This window comes from Streptomyces prunicolor NBRC 13075, from assembly GCF_000367365.1.
GTDB classification, from domain to species: domain Bacteria; phylum Actinomycetota; class Actinomycetes; order Streptomycetales; family Streptomycetaceae; genus Streptomyces; species Streptomyces prunicolor.
On sequence record NZ_BARF01000057.1, the window covers coordinates 45,813 to 66,008 of the forward strand.

The following is a 20,196-nucleotide window of genomic DNA, read 5'->3' on the forward strand; positions in this document are numbered from 1 at the left end:
CAATGGGAAGGGTGCGTGGGGGACGTTGGTGAGGGCATAGGCGGGGAGGGACGGCGCAGGCGGGAGGGGGACGTAGGTGAGGGGGACGTAGGTGGGGGCCGTAGGTGAGGGGGACGTAGGGTCGAGGGCGTGCATGCGCTGTTGCCCTACCTGACCCTGCTCGGTTTCCTCGCCGCGGTGCTCGGGTTCTTCACCTGGCTGGCCCGGCGGATCCGCCGCCGTGGCACCGCCGGGGGCGGCATGAGCGGCGCCCTTGCCGCATACGAGGAGGCCTTCCGGGCCACGAGTCACGCCTCGCACCACGAGATCCGGGCCCAGGGCGAACGCAAGGCGCCCACGGACTCGCCGGACGGCCTGCGTCGGCGGCGGCGCAGGAAGGGGTGACGATGGGCGAGTTCTGGCCGGTGTCTGATGTCCTGGCGTATCTGTCCGGGAGTTGGCGGGTGCGGCGGACGGTACGTGACCTGGCGACCGGGGACGAGGGCGACTTCTCGGGTACGACCGTCTTCAGCGCGCTGCCGGAAGGGGGCCTGCTGCACGCCGAGTTGGGCACCTTCACCTGGCAGGGCGTGCCGCGCCCCGCCGAGCGGACGCTACGGTTCCTGCCGGGCGGTACGCCGGGTACGGCCGACGTCCGCTTCGGCGACGGCCGGCCCTTCCACGACCTGGACCTGACCTCCGGGCACCATGTCGCCGACCATCCGTGCTCGGCGGACCTCTACCGGGGCGAGTTCACGGTCCTGGACGCGGACCACTGGCGGACGGTGTGGCGGGTCGGTGGGCCTGCGAAGGATTTGGTGCTGCGTACGGAGTATGTGCGCGGGGGGTGAGGGGCGGTGCCGTGCCGTGCCGTGCCGTGCCGTGCCGTGCCGTGCCGTGCCGTGCCGTGCCGTGCCGTGCCGTGCCGTGCCGTGCCGTGCCGTGCCGTGCGGGGATTATGGTGACTGCGCGGGCGGGCGCGTTGGGTTTCCCTTAATACAGCTGGTTTCAGGCTGAGTTGGTGCCGGGGTGCGCGGGCGTGGGTTCCGGGCGGGCGTGGGGTTGGCGATCACACCGGCAAGCTGGAATGGGCGGGCGCGACAACGGCCAGGCGGGTGCGGGTTGGGCGTCAGCGAAGCCGGCCCGATCCACCCGGAGTTCGCACCGCTTCCGCACGCGTGCACCGAGCGCCAACGAATCCGGCTGATTTCAGACGGAGTTCGCACCCAATCCCGCTCACATGGACTGCGCGTCGATCAACCCGATCTGTTGCAAGCGAAGCCCGCATCAATCACCCACAACTGCCCGTGCGCTGGGCGTACTCGTCCACGCGGGATATCACGGTGGCGGGGTCGGGAAGCGAGGCGATCAGCCTCAACAGGGTGTTCCGGCTGACCGGAACCTTGAAGGCGTCCGTCCCCCGAACCTACGGGTGAGACCAGGTACTTGCCCGGCGAAGGCCTGCCGACCACACCACCGTCCACCCAGGCGGCTTTCGGGCGGACCTCAGTGGTCGCAGGCAGTCAGTGCGCGCATGACCGGCCGGCCGCGCATGAACCTGGCTCCACTCATCAGGCAGGCCCCTTGGAATCGATCATGCAGGGAACCGGGAGGCGCTCTACCGCCGGACCGCCGAGATCAGGCCGCCCGGCCGCTCCTCGCGCTGCGGCGGGGTGCTGATCGGGCGGCCGTAGGCGACAGCGCGCTCGCGCAGGGTGTGGCTCTCGGCCTCCCAGCCGTGCCCGGCCAGCCAGCCCACCGGGTCGTCGGGCATCTCCGAGATCCACATGGACGCCGCCGATCCCGGCACGGCGTCCGCGCCGAAGCGCTCGATCACGCCGCGCGAGCCCAATGTCAGCCCCATCCGGCTGCCGGCCGCCGACTGCGCGCCGATCCGGGCCAGCAGCAGCTCCACCGCGTCCTCGGGCAGATAGATCAGCAGCCCTTCGGCGATCCACGCGGTCGGCACGGCCGGGTCGTGCCCTGCGGCGGCCAGCGCGCCTGGCCAGTCCTCACGTAGATCCACCGCTACGGTGATCCGCTCGCAGCGTGCGACGGCCCGCTCCTGGCGCAGCACCGAAGCCTTGAAGTCCAGTGGCGCGGCGGTGTCGACCTCGAACAGCCGGGTGCCCTCGGGCCAGTCCATCCGGAAGGCCCGGCTGTCCATGCCGGCACCGAGCAGCACGACCTGCCGGACCCCGGACGCGGAGGCCTGCTGCAACAGGTCGTCGAGGAACTTCGTCCTGATGACGATGGAGAACGCCACGGCCAGCCGGCGACGTCGTGCGGCCTCGTCATCGGGCAGCGGCGGCGAGGCGGGCCACATGCCTCCGGCGGCGGCGAAAGCCTGTGCCAGTGGGTCGCGGAACAGCGCGTTCTCCCGCTCGGTCTCCAGCGCCCGCACCCTGGCCACCCCCACCGCCGTGGCCCACACTCCCGACGGCTGCACCCACTCCTGCTCATCAGTCACCGCGCCAGCCTAGAAGACCGATTCCCAGGGGCCTGATGAGGGGAGCCCCCTTCTGCACGGCCGGCCGGTCATGCGCGCACTGTCCGCCTACGACCACTAAACCCACCATTGGGCGAGCAAAGATCAACGGTCACCCTGTGTACGCGACCACATGAAGTGGATCAGAGCCCCAGTGCGGGAATCATTTCGAGGCGATTCCGGTCGAGGCGACTCCCGGAGCCACCGGCACATCGAGTTTCAGGTCGAGTTTGCGATGTCGGTTCGTTTCGGGCTCTGTCACACATCTTGGGAAGCGGTCGCGGAGGGTCACCACGGTGCTCGATCGCGAAGGCCCGAGTTCCTGTGAGACCGCGTACGCCCCACCGGCCGATGGGCGGGCATGACGCTCGGTCAGGTCTGGTCCGTCTACGCCGGATCACCCGCCACCCCGCCACCCCGCGCCCCCGAGCAAGGACGAACACTCGGCACTAACCGCGTCGAAATGACACCCACGGAAAGCGACACGGTCAGCGAACCCGGCCCGTCCAAAGCGGAGTTCACGCCAGCCACGCGCACACGTACTGGGCGACAAGAACCCCGAACCGCCCAACAAGCCCCACCCCTCCCTACACCCGCCTCGACTGACCCCCCGCCCCGTCGAACCGCAGATTCCACCGCCCCGCATGCCCCGTGACCGTGGTGGTCGAGAGGGGGCGCACGTCGATGTTCCAGTAGGTCGACGGGGGTGCCTTGAGGGCGTAGACCAACGCGGCCCGGATGACGGAGGGTTCGGCTACGGCGACGATGCGGTCGCCGTCCTCGATGGGGCGGGTGTCCAGCCAGCCGCCGACGCGGGAGATGAAGGACAGCAGGGACTCGCCGCCGTGCGGGGTGGAACGCGGGTCGGCGAGCCAGGTGTCCACCAGTGCCGGTTCGCGGGCCATCGCCTCGCCGAGGGTCAGGCCGCGCCAGCGGCCCATGTCGCAGTCCCGCAGGGCGAGTTGCACCAGCGGGGTGTAACCGAGGCCGTCGCCGGTGGTCCGGCTGCGCGGGGTCGGCGAGCAGTAGCGCAGCTCCGCCGCCGCCAGCGGCAGCAGAACCGGGGCGGCGCGCTGCACCTCGTCCCAGCCCGCCTGGTCCAGCGGGCGGTCGTCCTCGAAGCGCTCCGCGAGCAGCGGAGAGCTGCGTGCGGCGGCGACGAACGTGACCCGAAGTTGCATGCGGCGATCGTGATCCCGCTGAAGTGCGCAGGTCAAGGGGGGCCGGATGAGAGTTACTCAGGGTTTGCGAAGCCTTACTTCGCGGTCGGGACCAGGCGGACAAGTCACTCGAAATACAAGGCCATCCACCGGTCGGGCCGGTCCAACGGCTTGAACCCGACCTTCTCGTACACCCCGTGCGCATCGTGCGTCGCGAGTAGCACCCGGCGCACTCCGGACGGCCGCAGCTCCTCCCGTACGGCGCCGACGAACGCCGTACCGACGCCCTTGCCGCGCACCGACGGGTCCACGTACACATCGCACAGCCACGCGAACAACGCCCCGTCGGTCACCACCCGCGCGTACGCCACCTGCTCCCCCGAAGCCGTGTCGTACACCCCGAAGTTCAGCGAGGCCGCGACCGCGCGTTCGTGCTGCTCGCGGGGGCGGCCCTTCGCCCAGTACGCGTCGGTGGACAGCCAGTGGTAGGTGCGGTCGAGGTCGACGCGGGCGGAGTCGGCGGAGAACTCATAGCCTTCGGGGAGGCTCGGGATGTCGCTCATGGCGGGAGGCTTGCAGGTCAGAGGGCGAGGTGTCGAGCGGTTTTGGCCGGTGGCTGGAGCACCTCCTCGCAGGCCGCCCGAAGCCGTCGTACTCCCTCCACGATCTCCCCCGTCCCCGCGACCGCCGCGAAGCTCAACCGGACGTGGGCGGCCGGGGGTTCGGCGCTGAAGTAGGGGCGGCCCGGGGTGATGGAGACGCCCGCGCGGAGGGCCGCCGTGGTCAGGGACTGCTCTCCCCCAGAGCCGAAAGCCTGGGAGGTGCCCCCATTGCCGTCGGGGAGGCGGAGCCAGAGGTGGTAGCCGCCGGAGGGGATGTGCGGGAGGGAGAGGGAGGGGAGTTCGAGGCGCAGGGCCGTCGTCATCGTGTCCCTGCGGGTCTTCAACTCCGTTGAGATCGCGCGGAGATGGCGGGGCCAGGCCGGGGAGCCGACGAGTTCGAGGGCCGCTTCCTGGAGCGGGCGGGGGACGAAGAAGGTGTCGACGACCTGGATGGCGCGCAGGCGTTCCAGTACCGGGCCGTGCGCGGCGAGTGCGCTGACCCGGAAGCTGGGTGAGGTCGCCTTGGTGAGCGAGCCGACGTGGACGACGACTCCGTCGGGATCGTCGGCGGCGAGCGGGCGCGGCAGCGGGCCCGCGTCCTCGTGCACCAGCCGTCGTACGAAGTCGTCCTCGATGACGAAGGCGCCCGCGTCGCGGGCGATGCGCAGGATCTCCGGGCGGCGGGCGGGGGCGAGGACCGCGCCGGTCGGGTTCTGGAACAGGGGCTGGCAGACGAAGACGCGGGCGCCGGTCGCGCGGAACGCGTCGGCGAGCAGGGGCGGTTTCACTCCGTCCGCGTCCACCGGCACCGGGACCGGACGCAGGCCCGCCGCTCGCGCGATCGCCAACATGCCTGGATACGTGGGGGATTCGACGAGGACGGGTGCGCCGGGGGGTGCGAGGGCGCGCAGTGCGGTGGTGAGCGCGGTCTGACCGCCCGCGCTGACCAGGACGTCGGCGGCCGTCACCGTTCCGCCGATGCCGCGCGCGAACCACTCGCGCAGTTCCGGCAGACCCTCCATCGGCGGGCGGCCCCAGGCGCCGGGGCGGCGGCCGGCCCGGGACAGGGCCGCGGCCAGCGCGCGCTCGGGCTGCAGGGACGGGTGCAGATAGCCGCCGTTGAACTCGATCACGCCCGGCGGCGGGACGGCCAGAGTGGCCAGGACCGCGGACGCGTCCACTGTGCGCGGCACGAAGTCGGCGGTGCCGTCCGCGCTGAGCGCGACCTCCTGCCAGGAGGTGTCCCCGGCGACGGTGGCGGTCACGGGGCGGGGTGTCGCCCGGAACGCGCCGGCACCGGGCCGGGTGACCACCAGTCCCTCGGCGGCCAGCTGCGCGAGGGCGCGCGAGACGGTCACGGGGCTCACCCGGAACCGTTCGACGAGCGCCCGGCTCGACGGCAGCTTTCCACCGGGAGAGTAGCGGTTGAGTTCCTGTCGCAGATGATTTGCCAGTTCGCCGACACTGCTACGCTCTTGCATGAGAGCACACGATAGCGCTACTGCCCCCAGCCCGATAGCGGTCAGCACCTCCCCCGCTACGACACCCAGGGTCCGCTCCGGTACCGTCCAGGCCGCGCTCGGTGTGATCGCCTTCTCCCTCACCTTCCCCGCCACCGCCTGGGGACTGGAAGGCTTCGGTGCCTGGTCGTTGGTGGCCGTGCGCAGCGTCCTCGCCGCGGTCATCGCGGGCGGGTGTCTGCTGGCGCTGCGGGTTTCCGTGCCCAGCCGTCGGCACTGGGGCGGGCTGGCCGTCGTAGCCGCCGGAGTGGTGGTCGGTTTCCCGTTGCTCACCACGCTCGCACTGGAGACGTCAACCACCGCGCACGCGGCGGTGGTTGTCGGTCTGCTGCCGCTGACGACCGCCGCCCTGTCCGCGCTGCGCACCGGCATCCGCCCCTCGCGCACCTTCTGGACGGCCGCGCTCGCGGGCGCCGGCGCGGTGCTCGCCTTCACGGTGCAGCAGAGCGGCGGCGCCGTGACCACCGCCGATCTGTATCTCCTCGCCGCGCTGCTGGTCTGCGCGGCCGGTTACACCGAGGGCGGCCGGCTGGCCCGGGTCATGCCCGGCTGGCAGGTTATCGCCTGGGCACTGGTCCTGTGCCTGCCGCTGAGCGTGCCCGCCGCCGCGATCGCGCTGTCGTACGACACCCCGCAGCTCACCGCGCACAGCGTGGCCGGGCTGCTGTGGGTCGCCGCCGGTTCGCAGTTCCTCGGGCTTGTCGTCTGGTACCGGGGCATGGCCGCCATCGGTGTCCCGAAGGCGAGCCAGTTGCAGTTGGCCCAGCCGCTGCTCACGCTGGTGTGGTCGGTGCTGCTGCTCGGCGAGCACCTGACAGTCGCCGCCCCGCTGACCGCGGCGGCGGTGCTGGTGTGCATCGCCGTCACCCAGCGGGCTCGGAGTTGAGCGGCGCGCGCGTACCGACACCGACTGCGAGATCAGGCACCAGGCACCAGGCCCTCAAGTCCCCGGATGCGGAACGGTGGTTCAGCCCACGGCCGCGAGGAGTTCGCCGCGGTCCGGGCCCTCGGCGTAGCGTGGCGCGCCGGCCGCCAGTTCGGTGAAACGGGCGGTCAGGCCGGGCTTCGACATGGCGGTCGCCGGGTCCACGAGCAGGAAGCCGATCTCGCCCATCGCGCGCATGACGGCGGCGTCCTGTTCGCCCTTCGCCCACGGTGCCGGCCCCGGGTACAGCGCGATCGCGCGGTGCCAGACGTCCTCCCGGGCGAGGCCTCTGAGGTCCTGGTCCCGGTCCGAGGTGACCAGGGAGACGGACCAGGTGTCGCTGTCGCCCGGCACGACGATGATCGACACGCTGTTGTGGTGGTGCAGGGGCCAGGGCATGTGCGGGGCGGCGCCGTCGTCGGACGACCGGAAATGCCGGGTGTAGTAGCGCCACCCTCGCTCGATGTGCCGCGGCTGTCTGCCGAGTTCGGGGAACAGCGCGGCGAGGTCGGACCTGCCCGAGGCCGCGACGACGAGGTCGGCCGACAGGTGCTCGCCCTCGTCCAGGACGAGCCCCGTGACATGCGAGACGCCCGCGCCGGACGGCACTTCGGTGCGGAGTCCTCGGGCGCGGGTGCCGCGCCGTACCGTGACCCCTTCGGTGTGCTCCGCCGCGGCGAGCAACGCCGCCTCCAGGACAGGCCGCCGCGCCGCCACCGTCGCGAACCGCGCGTCGTCCGGCTCGGCCACCCCCCGGGGCATCAGACGCAGCGCTCCGGCGATCACGTTGTGGGGCCGGCCGCCCCGCTCCAGGACGTGGTCGACGACGTCGGGAAGTTCGTGGCGCAGTCGGCCGTATCCGGCGGGCAGGAGGATGTGCGCGACGGAGAACTGCCCCACTCCTGGCCGCTTCCAGTCCGCGAAGACCCGGTCGGCACCGCCGACGGGCGGCGGCGGATCCTGCTCTACGACGGTGACCCGATGCCCCTCCTTGGCCAGCACCATCGCCGCGCCGAGCCCGGTCGGACCGGCTCCGAGTACCAGTACGTGCATGGCGTGCATCGTGATCAGCTCCTGCGCGACCGGGCCCCCTTAGGGGGAAGCCATTGCTCATGCGTCGCTACGCGCATGACCGCAATGCGGTTCACGGTCCCCCCGGAGCCGCCCGTCAGCGCGGAGCCTTCGCCGGCTGCTGGTAGTGGTCGGCGACCACCCGCGCCATCGCGCCGACCGGGTCCACCGCGACGTCCCGGGCGGCGAAGAACACATGCCCGCCGAACTGCGGGTACATGGCGGCGAGAGTCAGATGCCGGGACAGCTCGGCCGGATCCTGCCAGGCCGCGGGCTGCGCCGGGTCGCCCGCCTTGTACAGCGCCTCACCCGCGTAGAGCCGCGTCTTCGTGCCGCGCGCGACCTCCGCCCACCAGGGCAGCAGCTTGGCGTAGTCGGCGGCGGCGAAGCCGATGTTCCAGTACAGCTGCGGGACGATGTAGTCGATCCAGTTCTCCCGCACCCACTTGCGGGTGTCCGCGCACAGGTCGTCGTACGTCTGCACCCCCGCGCGGGTGTCGGAGCCGCGCGGGTCGGTCGCGATGTTGCGCCACACGCCGAAGGGGCTGATCCCGAAGCGCGTGCCCGGGCGGATCTGTTCGATACGGGCCGCGGTCTCGCGGATCAATTTGTCGATGTTGTCGCGCCGCCAGGCGGCCCGGTCGGCGAATCCGCCGCCGTACTTGTCGTAGGCCGCGTCGTCGTCGAAGGTCTGGCCGGCCACCGGGTACGGGTAGAAGTAGTCGTCGAAGTGGACCCCGTCGACCGGGTACTTCTCCACCGCGTCGAGGATCGCGTCCTCGACGAAGGCCCGGACCTGAGGCAACCCGGGGTTGTAGTAGAGCTTCCCGCCGTACGCCACCACCCAGTCCGGGTGCTTGCGCGCGGGGTGCGAGGCGACGAGCTTGGTCAGGTCGGTGTTGTTGGCGATCCGGTACGGGTTGAACCAGGCATGCAGCTGCAGCCCCCGCACATGCGCCTCTTCCACGGCCGTCTTCAGCGGGTCCCAGCCGGGGGCCACGCCCTGGGTGCCGGTCAGGTACTGCGACCACGGCTCGTACGGCGAGGGCCACAACGCGTCGGCGGTGGGCCGTACTTGGAACATCACCGTGTTGAGGCGGTCACGGACGGCCGTGTCGAGGTGGGCGATCAGTTCGGTGCGCTGCTGTGCCGGAGTCAGACCCGGGCGGGAGGGCCAGTCCCGGTTGGCGACCGTCGCCAGCCACACGCCCCGCATCTCGGTGACCGCGCGCGGACGCCCTGCCGGCCTCGACGCATACCCGGTGTCGGCCGCCGCGCTGCCCGTCGTGGCCAGCGTCGACAGCGCGGCCATCGCGAACGCCCGACGTGACAATCGCCCCATCTGCACACCCCCATACGCTGTGGATCCGTGCCGTCACGGATCGTCTCCGCGCCCCAGAATGCCCGACCCCGGCGATCGATCATCGATACTTGCGGGTAACGTGCACGATCGGAGCAGGCGTCGAACAACGGGGTCCTGCGACCAGCCGTAGATCAGCGAAGGGGACGATGTGACGGGCATCCCAGCGGGAGACATTGCGCGCGTCGGAGTGGTCGGCTGCGGCCAGATGGGCGCGGGTATCGCCGAGGTGTGCGCCCGCTCCGGCCTGGACGTGAAGGTCGCCGAGACCACCGGCGAGGCCCTGGAGATCGGCCGGACCCGGCTGTTCAACTCGCTGACCAAGGCGGCCGAGCGCGGCAAGGTCTCGGCGGAGGAGCTGGCGGAGACGCAGGCGCGGCTCAGCTTCACCACCGACCTCGGCGAGTTCGCCGACCGCGACCTCGTGATTGAGGCCGTCGTCGAGAACGAGCAGGTCAAGACCGAGATCTTCCAGGTGCTCGACCAGGTCGTGACCCGCCCCGACGCGATCCTGGCCTCCAACACCTCCTCGATCCCGCTGGTGAAGCTCGCGGTCGCCACCTCGCGCCCCGACCAGGTCATCGGCATCCACTTCTTCAACCCGGCCCCGGTGCAGAAGCTCGTCGAGCTGATCCCGGCGCTGACCACCTCCGAGGGCACGCTCAGCCGCGCCCAGCTGTTCGCCGAGAAGGCGCTCGGCAAGCACGCGATCCGCGCGCAGGACCGCTCCGGCTTCGTGGTCAACGCGCTGCTGATCCCCTATCTCCTGTCCGCGATCCGGATGTTCGAGTCGGGCATCGCCAGCCGCGAGGACATCGACAACGGCATGGAGCTGGGCTGCGCCCACCCGATGGGCCCGCTGAAGCTGGCCGACCTGATCGGCCTGGACACGGTCGCCTCGGTCGCCTTCTCGATGTACGACGAGTACAAGGAGCCGTTGTACGCCGCTCCGCCGCTGCTCCAGCGCATGGTCGACGCGGGACGCCTGGGCCGTAAGTCCAACTCGGGGTTCTACACCTACGGCTGAGCACTTCCCTCGCGGCAACTCACCGTAATACTTTGGCGGTTGCGGGCCCGGCACTCTTCGGAGCGCCGGGCCCGCGCCATTCACACACCGTGTGCGCGCCGGGCCCGCATATGCCGCTCGCACACTCTCCCCCGGTGTCCACCAGGCGAGTTGACTCTTCATGCGCATGCAAGGGATGTTCCGACTACGGAAAGGAGCGGACCCGTGACCGCCGACCCCGAGCATCCCGTGGTCCATGGAGAACTCGCAGAGTTACGCCGCCGCCTCGACGTCGCCTACGCGCGGGTCGAGGGAGGGCTGGCGCTGCTCAGCCATCGCACTGAGGAAACGGACAAGGAAGTGGATGACCTGAGCGCACGCATCGTTGCACTGGAGCACACCCGGTGGCCGTTGCCGGCCATCGCCGCACTGACCGCCGTGGGCGCACTCGTCGTGACGGTCTGGCAGGTGCTGGGACGCTAGACGCCTGGACGCCTGGCGGGAGTTCGAGGGGCGTCCTGACCGAGCCTCAAGTGGTGCAACAGCAGTAACGCGGCCGCCATGTTGGCGGCCGGGACCTCCCCGCGGGCGACCATGTCGGGTACGAGTTTGAGCGGCACCCATTCCCGGCGGTCCGACTCGAAATCGTCCACGGGGTGTCCGGTGTACTCGCCCTCGTCGGCCCAGTAGATGTGGTGCCGGGCGTCCGTGAGCCCGTTGGACGGTTCCACGCTCATCAGGTGGTGCAGGGGCCCCGGCCGCCAGCCGGTCTCTTCCTCCAGTTCCCTGGCGGCCGCGCGCGCGATGTCCTCGCCGTCCTCCACGACGCCGGCCGCGAGCTCCCACCCCCAGCTGTCGGTGATGAAGCGGTGCCGCCACAGGAGGAGTACTTCGTTCGCCTCGTTGACCACCGTCGCCACGGCCACCGGGCGCAGCCGTATGAGGAAGTGGTCGAGGTGTCGGCCGTCGGGTAGTTCGACATCCGCGAGATTGACGCTGAACCAGCGGTTTGAGTACACAGTTTGTTCGTTCTGTTTCGTCCACTGCACGGTTCTGCCACCTTCCGTCGAGTAAGTGGCAATATCGCAGCAGGGACTGTGTTGTGGTCTACGGCGCTTTCCAGGGCGCTCTCTACAGCGGTACGCGCAGTGCCCCGTCGATCAGTTCGGCCGCCTCGGTGGTACCCGCGCAGTCGCTGCGCACCAGGTACTCGCGGACCGCGCGGAGTCTGTCGCGCAGCCGCTGGGACTCCATTCCCCGTGCCTGCTCGGCCATCTGCACCGCCGTGGCCACCGCTTTGTCGGCGTTCCCCTGGCGCAGTTCGATCTGGCTGAGCATGGCCAGCCGGTGCACCCGGCCCCGGTCGTGCGCCGGAGTGTCCACCGCCGCGGTGGCATGCTCCCCCGCCGCCGTCAGATCGCCGAGGCTGAGCAGCGCCTCCGCCACCTGGACGTTGACCAGACCCGGCTGGACATAGCCGGTCTCGTCGGGTTCGTATCCGCGCCGGATGCGTTCGGCGGCCTGCTCGGCACGACGGATGCAGGACAGGGCGCTCGTGCCGTCGCCGAGGTGGGCGTACGCCTTCGCCTGCATCGCGTACAGGTCGGAGGCGAGCGCCGGGGTGATCTGTCGGCCGGCGGCACGCAGCGCTGCCTCCGCGAAGGCGACGGCCTGGCGGAACTCCCGCATGAACAGCGACTGGTTGACGAGCAGCGCGATGACGTACGCGCCAAGTCCCCGGTCGTTGCTGGCCTTTGCGAGCCTGAGCGCCTGGTGGAAGTAGCGCTGGGCGAGTCCGTGCGCGTCGGAGTCGTAGGCGCAGATGCCCGCGATGGCCACCAACCCGCCAGTGGCGCGGTGCAGTTGGCGGCCGGTGGCGTCGGTGTAGCTGCCGCGCAGGAGCGGGGCGGTCTCGGAGTTGAGGAAGCCGACGATGCGGGTGCGGGTCGCGACGCCGCCGGCCTTGCGGTACATCTGCTCGTAGTGGGCGCGGGCCGCGCGCAGCATCTCGATGTCGGCCATGCTCACCCGGTGCCGGCCGCCGCGGGAGACGTCCACGTCGTCGGGCGGGTTCTCCCACTCCCACACGGGCATCACCGCGGGCGTTCCGGTGACCGCGGGTGCGCCGAGGATGTGCGGGCGCTGCTGTTCGTCGGAGCGCCACAGGGCGGTGGCCCGCTCGACGAAGCCGGAGAGGGAGGTGCCGTGCGGGGTGGACGGTTCGCCCGGTACGCCGAGGCCGATGTCGTCGAGGGTGACGGGTCTGTGCAGGCGGGTCGCGAGTACCTCGCAGATCAGGTCGGGGACCTGGCCTCGCGGGCGCTGACCCTTCAACCACCTTGCCACTGCGGTGTGTTCGTACCGTAGCGCGAGCCCTCGGGCCCGTCCCGCCTGGTTCACGTGGGCGGCGAGTCCCGCGTGCGAGATTCCCGCCTCGTCCAGGATCGCGTCGAGGAGTGTGTTGGGCTGCATGGATGGCCCCCCGGTGACTCGGTGCGGACAGAGTAGTGCGGTTCGGTTCACACCGGGTGTGAACGGAGTGCGCGAATCCGTGGTGTGTGCGCGCTGTTGCGGAGAGTTCCGAACCGGTTGACTGGATTGCCTCGCAAGAGGCCGGCCGGGCCGCCGGCTCCCCCTCGTAAGTGCGGCGGCCTGGCTTTGCGGACGACTAAACACCGTTGGGCTGTCGGTAGTTGGTCGGGGGCGGGTGCGTTGTGGCTGAGCGCGCCCCCGCGGCGGAGCCGCTAATGTCACAGCCCCGCGCCCCTAGGTGGGGATGCGCCAGCTTTCTGTCATTGCTCAGGATGAGTATCGCCACGTCATCCGTGGGCGTGCCTCCCGCGTGGCGCAGTAACGCTGTGAAGACCGAGCCGAGCACCGACTGGGGTACGGGGAGCGGGTGTTGGGCCGCCGCCTCTGCCAAGACATCCCGCAACGGGAAGAAGCGGCCCCGCGCGTCACGGGCGTCCTCCGCTCCGTCCGTGTAGAGGAACAGCGCCTCGCCCGGGAGCAGTTGGCCGCAGCAGACGAACGGCAGCTCCGTCGGCAACGGGAACGGGCCGAGGGGTGGGAGTGGATCCGCCCGGGCAAGTGGTTCGACACTCGCCCCACTCAACAGATACGGCCACGGGTGACCGCAATTGAGTCCCCGCACCTCACCATCCCTGCCGATCTCCAGCAGCAGTACGGTGACGAACTCCTCGGCGACCGGGCTGTCGGGGTCGAGAGCGCCCGTCGACGGGTGTTCAGCGCGGGCGCGTTCACGTAGGTGGCGAGCGAGGGCGCGCTCCAGGCGGCGCAGGACGCCCTCCAAGTCGGGCTCGTCGTGGGCGGCCTCGCGGAAGCTGCCGAGGACGGCGGCGACCGTGCTGATCGCGGAGATGCCGTGGCCGCGTACGTCGCCCATCACGACCCGGACGCCGTGCTCGGTGGCGACCACCTCGTACAGGTCACCGCCGACCACCGCACCGCGCTCCGCGGACAGTTGGGCGGCGGCGATGTTCAGCCCGTCGAGGCGAGGTGGCAACGGGCGCAACAGGGCGTTCTGCGCGGCACCGGCGATCTGGCGGATCTGCCGCAGCTCGCGCAGCAGGGAGCGGCGGACCTGGACGATGAGACCGGTGCCGACCGCGAAGAACACGGCGCTGGTGACGATGCGCGCGCCGAGGTTGTTCTCCTGGGCGAGCGGGCAGGTGAGTTTGTAGGTGATCGCTATGGCGCCCCAGACCGTGGGCAGCCCCAGGGCGAGCGCCCGGCGCAGCGGACGGCGGGCACGCTTCCTCGGGCGCGTCCTGCGGGGCACCCCAGCCTTGATGCGGATCATGCCTGTGGCCCCCCAAATAGGCCCCGACAGCGCAATCGGACCGACCCGAAAGGCCGGTCCGATTCTGTCGACCACATGCCCCGATCGGGCCACATCACCCAGACTTCTCACCCGAACGAGTGAGCCGACATGAGACACCCGCATTTATGCAGGTGAGGCCTCAAACACAGGCCCACAGGGATGCCCTTAAGGGACGCGGGGAACTGCGCGACCAGCCACAACAAGCCCGCAGCCGGCAAACAACAGCAGTCCCCCACCCCTTAGCCCGCCTCAGCCGCGAAGCACAGCCCCAACCCGCTCCCCGGCAAGCGAAACCGCCGCATCCCGAGCCGCAGACGCCTCATCCACAGTCAAGGTCCGATCAGCCGCCCGGAACCGCAACGCATAAGCAAGGGACTTCTTCCCCTCACCCAACTGCGCCGCGTTCTCATACACGTCGAACAACCGGATCGACTCCAGCAGTTCACCCGCCCCCTCACGCAACGCAGCCTCAACACCCGCATGCGGCACAGCCACATCGACAACAAGCGCGACATCCTGCGTAGCAACAGGGAACGTGGAGATCTTCGGTCCCTTGGGAACCCCCGAAGACGCCAACTCAAGGACATCCAGGTCGAGTTCCATCGCGCTGGTACGCGCGGGCAGACCCAGCGTCTTCAGCACACCCGGGTGCAACTCCCCCGCGTACCCGATGACTTGCTCAACACCCTCGACGACAACGGCGAGTTCCGCACACCGCCCCGGATGCCAGGGCCCGTACTGCCCACCCCGCACAACGAGTTCGGTCCCGGCTTCACGCGCAAGCACCCGCGCCGCCTCGACCGCGTCGGCCCAATCAGCCGGACGTCCCTTGCCCCACCACCCGGCCTGCTCACGCGCGCCCGCGAGGACGACCGCGGCATGCCGAGGCTGGACGGGAAGCGCCTCCGTAAGAGAAGCGATCTCCTCGTCGGTAGGACGCCGGTCGACAGGCAGCCGTACCGCGATCTTCAGCTCTTCACGCGGGTGGAAGACCAGCCCGGTCTCGAACAGCGCGAGATCATGCGAGCCCCGACCGTCATTGCGCCGCAAGGCACCCAGCAGACCCGGCAGCAGCGTCGTACGAAGCGCCGGCTCCTCGTCCGAGAGCGGGTTGACCAGCTTGACCACCTTGCGGTTCGGGTCGTCGGTGGCCAGGCCGAACTGGTCGAAGACGTGCTCGCCGATGAAGGGGTAGTTCGGCGCCTCGACGTAACCGGCACCGGCCAGCGCGCGGCCGATGCGGCGGTGCAGGCGCTGGCGGTCGGTGAGGCCCCGGCCCGCGGGGGGCTTGGGGAGCGTGGAGGGCAGGTTCTCGTAGCCCTCCAGGCGGATGACCTCTTCGGCCAGGTCGTTCGGGTCGGTGAGGTCGGGGCGCCAGGACGGGACGGTGACGATCAGCTCGTCCTGCCCGTACACGTCGCAGCCGACCTCCTGGAGACGCCGTACGACGGTCTCGCGGCCGTAGACGACACCCGCGACCTTGTCCGGGTGGTCCGCCGGGATGGTGATGGTGTGCGGGGCCGAGGGTGCGATGACCTCGGTGACGCCCGCGTCCGCCGTGCCGCCGGCGAGGAGGACCAGGAGGTCGACCGTGCGCTGCGCTGCGGCGGAGGCGGCCTGCGGGTCCACGCCGCGTTCGAAGCGCTTGGACGCCTCGGAGGCCAGCTTGTGGCGGCGGGCCGTACGCGAGATGGAGAGCGCGTTGAAGTGCGCGGCCTCGACGACGACCTCGGTGGTGGTGCCCTCGGTGTCGTCGATCTCGGTGTTGGCGCCGCCCATGACACCCGCGAGGCCGATGGGGCCCCGGTCGTCGGTGATCACCAGGTCCTCGGCGTCCAGCGTGCGCTTGACGCCGTCGAGGGTGGTGAGCTTCTCGCCCTGGGTGGCCCGGCGCACGCCGATCGGTCCCTGGACGCGGGAGCGGTCGTAGGCGTGCAGGGGCTGCCCCAGTTCCAGCATCACGTAGTTCGTGATGTCGACGGCGAGCGAGATCGGGCGCATGCCCGCCTTCTGGAGGCGGCGCGTGAGCCAGAGCGGGGAGCGGGCCTCGGGGTCGAGACCCGTCACCGTGCGGGCGGTGAAGCGGTCGCAGCCCATCGGGTCGGAGACCCGGACCGGGTAGCCGAAGGCGTTCGGCTGCGGGACGTCCAGGAGCGCCGGGTCGCGCAGCGGGAGGCCGTAGGCGGTGGCGGTCTCGCGGGCGACGCCGCGGATCGACAGGGCGTAGCCGCGGTCGGGCGTGACGGCGATGTCGAGGACCTCGTCGACGAGCTGGAGCAGCTCGATCGCGTCGGTGCCGACCTCGTGCTCGGGCGGCAGCACGATGATGCCGTGCGAGCCGTCGTCGCCCATGCCCAGCTCGTCGCCGGAGCAGATCATGCCGTGCGAGGTCTTGCCGTACGTCTTGCGCGCGGCGATCGCGAAGTCGCCGGGCAGGACCGCGCCCGGGAGGACCACGACGACCTTGTCGCCGACGGCGAAGTTGCGGGCGCCGCAGACGATCTCCTGGGGCTCACCGGTGCCGTTGGCCCGGCCGACGTCGACCGTGCAGAAGCGGATGGGCTTCTTGAAGCCCTCCAGCTCCTCGATCGTGAGGACCTTGCCGACGACGAGCGGGCCCTTGAGGCCGTCGCCGAGCTGCTCGACGGTCTCCACCTCGAGGCCGACGGAAATGAGCTTGGCCTGGACGTCGCGGCCGGTCTCCGTCGCCGGCAGGTCGACGTACTCCCGCAGCCAAGAAAGCGGGACGCGCATCAGATCTCCATCCCGAACGGCCGGGTGAACCGGACGTCGCCCTCGACGATGTCTCGCATGTCTTCGACGTTGTGGCGGAACATCAGCATCCGCTCGATACCGAACCCGAAGGCGAAACCGCTGTACTTCTCCGGGTCCACACCACAGGCGACAAGCACGCGCGGGTTGACCATGCCGCAGCCGCCCAGCTCGATCCAGCCCTCGGAGGAGCAGGTACGGCAGGGGCGGTCGGGGTTGCCGACGGACTCGCCCTTGCAGACGTAGCAGAGCATGTCCATCTCGGCGGACGGCTCGGTGAAGGGGAAGTAGTTCGGCCGCAGCCGGGTCTTCATCTCCGCGCCGAAGAGCGACTGGACCATGTGGTCGAGGGTGCCCTTGAGGTCGGCCATGGTGAGGCCCTCGTCGATGGCGAGGAGCTCGATCTGGTGGAAGACCGGGGTGTGCGTGGCGTCCAGTTCGTCCGTGCGGTACACGCGGCCGGGGCACACGATGTAGACCGGCGGCTCGCGGTCCAGCATGGCGCGGGCCTGCACGGGGGACGTGTGCGTCCGCAGTACGACACCGGACTCGTCGCCCTCAGTCCCCTTGGGGCCCTGGACGAAGAAGGTGTCCTGCATCTGCCGGGCCGGGTGGTCCGGGGTGAAGTTGAGCGCGTCGAAGTTGAACCACTCCGCCTCGACCTCGGGGCCCTCGGCGATCTCGTAGCCCATGGACACGAAGACGTCGGAGACGCGCTCCATGAACGTGGTCAGCGGGTGCCGGGCGCCGGCCGGGACGCGGTCGTACGGCAGTGTGACGTCCACCGCCTCCTCGACCAGGACGCGGGCGTCGCGGTCGGCCTCCAGCTCGGCCTGGCGGGCGGCGAGGGCCTTGTTCACCGCGCCCCGGGCCTGGCCGACCAGCTTGCCGGCCGCGGCCTTGGCCTGCGGGGGCAGCGCGCCGATCTCGCGGTTGGCGAGGGCGAGCGGGGAGGTGCCGCCGGTGTGGGCGACCTTGGCCTCCTGGAGCGCGTCGAGGTCACCGGCGGCGGCGAAGGCGGCGAGCGCCTCGTCCCGCATGCGCTCGATCTCTTCCGGTTTCAAGGCCTCGACCTCTACAGGGTCGTACGACTTATTCGGTGCCGACATCTCTTCCCGTGCTTCCGGTTGGCTGGCGGATGGTCCCCGTCCCGACTCGACTCGGGGGACGCGTCGTCGTCCCTGAAACGGGGACGCAAAGGTGCCAAAGGCCGAGTCTAACGGGGGTGGGGCAGGTGACCTCGCCCGTGGGGCCTCGTCGGCGGCTGCCGCAGGGCTACTGCAGATACGCCGGGGTGCCCACGGGCAACATAAATCGGAACTCGGCGCCGCCGCCGGGGGCGCGGCCGACCGTGATGGTGCCGCCGTGGGCCTCGACGATGCCCTTGACGATGTACAGCCCGAGTCCGGTGCCGCCGCGCTTGCTGCCCCGCCAGAAGCGGGTGAAGACGCGGTTCATGGACTCCTCCGGGATGCCTGGGCCCTCGTCGCTCACCGTCACCGAGGTGCCGGTCTCCTCCCCTTCACGAGGGGAGGCCGAGGCCGTGACGTCGATAGTGACGGTTCCCTCACCGTGCCGCACCGCATTTTCCAGCAGGTTGCTGAGCACCTGGTCGACCTTGTCGGGGTCGGCCCACAGATCGGGCAGCGGCTGCTCGACGCGGAGCAGGAACCGGTCGGCGGTCTGGCCCGCCGCGACGTACGCCTGGATGTGACGCCCGACGGCCGCGCCCATGTCGACGGGCTGGCGGCGCAGCTCCAGCCGCCCGGAGTCGATGCGGGAGATGTCGAGCAGCTCGGCGATGAGCCGGGTGACACGGTTGGCGTCGGCGTCGACGGTCTCCAGCATCAGCCGCTTCTGGTCGTCGGTGAAACGTTCCCACTTGGCGAGCAGGGTCGCGGTGAACCCCTTGACGGAGGTGAGCGGAGAACGCAGCTCGTGCGCGACGGTGGCGATCAGCTCGGCGTGACTGCGCTCGGTACGACGCCGCGCCTCGGTGTCGCGGAGGGAGACGACGACCCGACGAACAGGACCAAGGGGTTCCGTACGGACGTAGCGCGCGGTGACAAGAACCTCATGACCGCCCGGCAACAACAGGTTCCGCTCGGGCTGCCGCACCCGGATGGCCAACCCGCCGTAGGGATCGGTCAGTTGCCACCAGCGGCGCCCTTCCAGGTCCTCTAACGGAAGGGCCTTCTCCAGCCGCTGCCCAAGAGCATCGGAGGCGGCGACGGAGGTGATGCGCTCGGCGGCGGCGTTGAAGCAGACGACCTGCCCGTGCTCGTCGGCGATGACCAGGCCGTCGGCCAGTTCGTCGGGGTCGATGCCGAGGTCGTCGTGCCGGGCCCCGGACGGCCGGGGCACACCCCGTGCTCCCGGCGCGCTGCTCGTGCCGACAGTCATCCCCGTACCCCACCTCTTCTCATACGGCGCAGGTGGCCCCCGAGCTGGTCACCCTACTAGCTGCCGGTGACAGAGCGGCACCCTCCGGAGGCGCGCTGTGCACGCGCCGACGCATACAGACATACGGCGGCGGCGGTGGCCAGGTTCAGGCTCTCGGCCTTCCCGTGGATCGGAACCCGCACAACGGCGTCCGCGAGCCCCCGGGTCTCCTCCGGAAGCCCCCACGCCTCGTTCCCGAACACCCAGGCGGTGGGCCCGCCCATGGTCCCCTGATCCAGCTCGTCGTCGAGGTCGTCGGTCCCCGCCCCATCAGCGGCAAGAATCCGCACCCCGATCCCCTTGAGCCCGGCCACAGCCTGCTCAACGGGCACCCCGACAGCGACGGGCAGATGAAAGAGAGACCCCACGGAGGCCCGTACGGCCTTCGGGTTGTACAGATCCACAGAAGCATCAGTCAGTACGACGGCCTCGGCCCCGGCGGCATCGGCGCACCGCAGAACGGTGCCGGCGTTCCCGGGATCCCGCACGTTGGCGAGCACGGCAACGAGCTTGGGCCGCGCCTCGAGGATCTCCTCGAACGGAGTGTCGAGGAACCGGCAAACCCCGACCAGCCCCTGCGGAGTGACGGTCGTCGAGATATCGGCAATGACCTGCTCATCGGCAAGATGCACCCGCGCCCCGGCGTCACGGGCTTCGCCGACGATGTCGGCATACCGCTCCGCGGCTTCAACGGTCGCGAACAACTCAACAAGCGTGTCCTTGTACCCCGCCGCTTCCCGCACGGCCTGCGGCCCCTCGGCAAGAAACAGCCGCTCCTTGCCCCGAAAGTTCCGCTTGGCAAGCCGCCGGGCGGCGGAAACGCGGTCGGAACGAGGGGAGATGAGGTCGGGGGACATGCTCTGCTTCACCTTCAAATCTCAGGCCAACCGCAATCCCCTCAGGGGCGCGGGGAACTGCGCGACCAGCCACAACGGCCCCGCACCCGACAACGAACCAGGTCCGGGCCAGCAACAAAGGACCCGCAGGCTAAAAACCTGCGGGCCCTTCAAGTCACCGCTCAAGCCGG

The 20,196-nt window shown here is 70.4% G+C and carries 18 protein-coding genes; 5 read left to right on the forward strand and 13 right to left on the reverse strand.

From position 1 onward, the window contains the following. Nucleotides 1–129: 129 nt before the first annotated feature. Nucleotides 130–384, forward strand: a complete 255-nt coding sequence (locus SPR02S_RS25705) for a hypothetical protein (protein WP_019059881.1) — start codon at nt 130–132, stop codon at nt 382–384. Between the two features lie 2 nt (nt 385–386). After that, the gene (locus SPR02S_RS25710; RefSeq protein ID WP_019059882.1) at nt 387–830 is read left to right on the forward strand and encodes a DUF6314 family protein; all 444 of its coding nucleotides are present in this window, start codon (nt 387–389) and stop codon (nt 828–830) included. A 767-nt stretch (nt 831–1,597) separates the two neighbouring features. On the opposite strand, the gene SPR02S_RS25715 is transcribed toward SPR02S_RS25710, so the two are convergent. The 4 genes from SPR02S_RS25715 to SPR02S_RS25730 all read right to left on the reverse strand — a co-directional run bounded on the left by SPR02S_RS25715 (nt 1,598) and on the right by SPR02S_RS25730 (nt 5,710). Further along, nucleotides 1,598–2,413: a class I SAM-dependent methyltransferase gene (locus SPR02S_RS25715; RefSeq protein ID WP_019059883.1), complete on the reverse strand. Its 816-nt coding sequence runs from the start codon at nt 2,411–2,413 to the stop codon at nt 1,598–1,600. A gap of 641 nt (nt 2,414–3,054) precedes the next feature. Then, nucleotides 3,055–3,648 (reverse strand): histidine phosphatase family protein, encoded by a 594-nt coding sequence (locus tag SPR02S_RS25720; RefSeq protein WP_019059884.1) that lies wholly within the window; start codon nt 3,646–3,648, stop codon nt 3,055–3,057. Between the two features lie 104 nt (nt 3,649–3,752). Continuing rightward, nucleotides 3,753–4,190, reverse strand: a complete 438-nt coding sequence (locus SPR02S_RS25725) for a GNAT family N-acetyltransferase (RefSeq protein ID WP_019059885.1) — start codon at nt 4,188–4,190, stop codon at nt 3,753–3,755. A gap of 17 nt (nt 4,191–4,207) precedes the next feature. Continuing rightward, a complete protein-coding gene (locus SPR02S_RS25730) occupies nt 4,208–5,710 on the reverse strand; it encodes an aminotransferase-like domain-containing protein (RefSeq protein ID WP_019059886.1) in 1,503 nt (500 codons plus the stop codon). Between SPR02S_RS25730 and SPR02S_RS25735 the strand changes: the two genes are divergently transcribed. Next, nucleotides 5,709–6,635, forward strand: a complete 927-nt coding sequence (locus SPR02S_RS25735) for a DMT family transporter (RefSeq protein WP_026150864.1) — start codon at nt 5,709–5,711, stop codon at nt 6,633–6,635. The genes SPR02S_RS25730 and SPR02S_RS25735 overlap by 2 nt on opposite strands. An 81-nt stretch (nt 6,636–6,716) precedes the next feature. On the opposite strand, the gene SPR02S_RS59000 is transcribed toward SPR02S_RS25735, so the two are convergent. Both SPR02S_RS59000 and SPR02S_RS25745 read right to left on the reverse strand, forming a co-directional pair. Then, a complete protein-coding gene (locus tag SPR02S_RS59000; RefSeq protein ID WP_158697867.1) occupies nt 6,717–7,727 on the reverse strand; it encodes an FAD-dependent oxidoreductase in 1,011 nt (336 codons plus the stop codon). Nucleotides 7,728–7,842: 115 nt separating this feature from the next. Further along, nucleotides 7,843–9,087 (reverse strand): glycoside hydrolase family 10-like protein, encoded by a 1,245-nt coding sequence (locus SPR02S_RS25745; RefSeq protein ID WP_026150865.1) that lies wholly within the window; start codon nt 9,085–9,087, stop codon nt 7,843–7,845. A gap of 169 nt (nt 9,088–9,256) precedes the next feature. Here SPR02S_RS25745 and SPR02S_RS25750 point away from each other — a divergent pair, with 169 nt between their 5' ends. Both SPR02S_RS25750 and SPR02S_RS25755 read left to right on the forward strand, forming a co-directional pair. Then, complete coding sequence (locus SPR02S_RS25750; protein ID WP_026150866.1) at nt 9,257–10,132, forward strand: 3-hydroxybutyryl-CoA dehydrogenase; 876 nt, start codon at nt 9,257–9,259, stop codon at nt 10,130–10,132. A gap of 204 nt (nt 10,133–10,336) precedes the next feature. Beyond that, a complete protein-coding gene (locus SPR02S_RS25755) occupies nt 10,337–10,594 on the forward strand; it encodes a hypothetical protein (RefSeq protein ID WP_019059891.1) in 258 nt (85 codons plus the stop codon). On the opposite strand, the gene SPR02S_RS25760 is transcribed toward SPR02S_RS25755, so the two are convergent. The 7 genes from SPR02S_RS25760 to SPR02S_RS25790 all read right to left on the reverse strand — a co-directional run bounded on the left by SPR02S_RS25760 (nt 10,591) and on the right by SPR02S_RS25790 (nt 20,026). Then, a complete protein-coding gene (locus SPR02S_RS25760; protein ID WP_026150867.1) occupies nt 10,591–11,160 on the reverse strand; it encodes an NUDIX hydrolase in 570 nt (189 codons plus the stop codon). The two genes, SPR02S_RS25755 and SPR02S_RS25760, sit on opposite strands and share 4 nt — an antisense overlap. A gap of 82 nt (nt 11,161–11,242) precedes the next feature. Further along, the gene (locus SPR02S_RS25765) at nt 11,243–12,583 is read right to left on the reverse strand and encodes an NsdA family TPR-like regulatory protein (protein ID WP_019059893.1); all 1,341 of its coding nucleotides are present in this window, start codon (nt 12,581–12,583) and stop codon (nt 11,243–11,245) included. 196 nt (nt 12,584–12,779) lie between these two features. Next, nucleotides 12,780–13,934: a PP2C family protein-serine/threonine phosphatase gene (locus tag SPR02S_RS25770; RefSeq protein ID WP_019059894.1), complete on the reverse strand. Its 1,155-nt coding sequence runs from the start codon at nt 13,932–13,934 to the stop codon at nt 12,780–12,782. 270 nt (nt 13,935–14,204) lie between these two features. Continuing rightward, nucleotides 14,205–16,709 carry a phenylalanine--tRNA ligase subunit beta gene (gene pheT, locus SPR02S_RS25775; protein ID WP_019059895.1) on the reverse strand — a complete coding sequence of 835 codons (2,505 nt, stop codon included), beginning with the start codon at nt 16,707–16,709 and terminating at the stop codon, nt 14,205–14,207. Next, on the reverse strand, nt 16,709–17,836 hold the full coding sequence (gene pheS / locus SPR02S_RS25780; RefSeq protein WP_019059896.1) for a phenylalanine--tRNA ligase subunit alpha: 1,128 nt from the start codon (nt 17,834–17,836) through the stop codon (nt 16,709–16,711). Before pheS ends, pheT begins: the two co-directional genes overlap by 1 nt. Nucleotides 17,837–18,002: 166 nt before the next feature. Then, nucleotides 18,003–19,130, reverse strand: a complete 1,128-nt coding sequence (locus tag SPR02S_RS25785; RefSeq protein ID WP_026150868.1) for a sensor histidine kinase — start codon at nt 19,128–19,130, stop codon at nt 18,003–18,005. A 56-nt stretch (nt 19,131–19,186) separates the two neighbouring features. After that, nucleotides 19,187–20,026 carry a TrmH family RNA methyltransferase gene (locus tag SPR02S_RS25790; RefSeq protein ID WP_043258481.1) on the reverse strand — a complete coding sequence of 280 codons (840 nt, stop codon included), beginning with the start codon at nt 20,024–20,026 and terminating at the stop codon, nt 19,187–19,189. Nucleotides 20,027–20,196 lie beyond the last annotated feature (170 nt).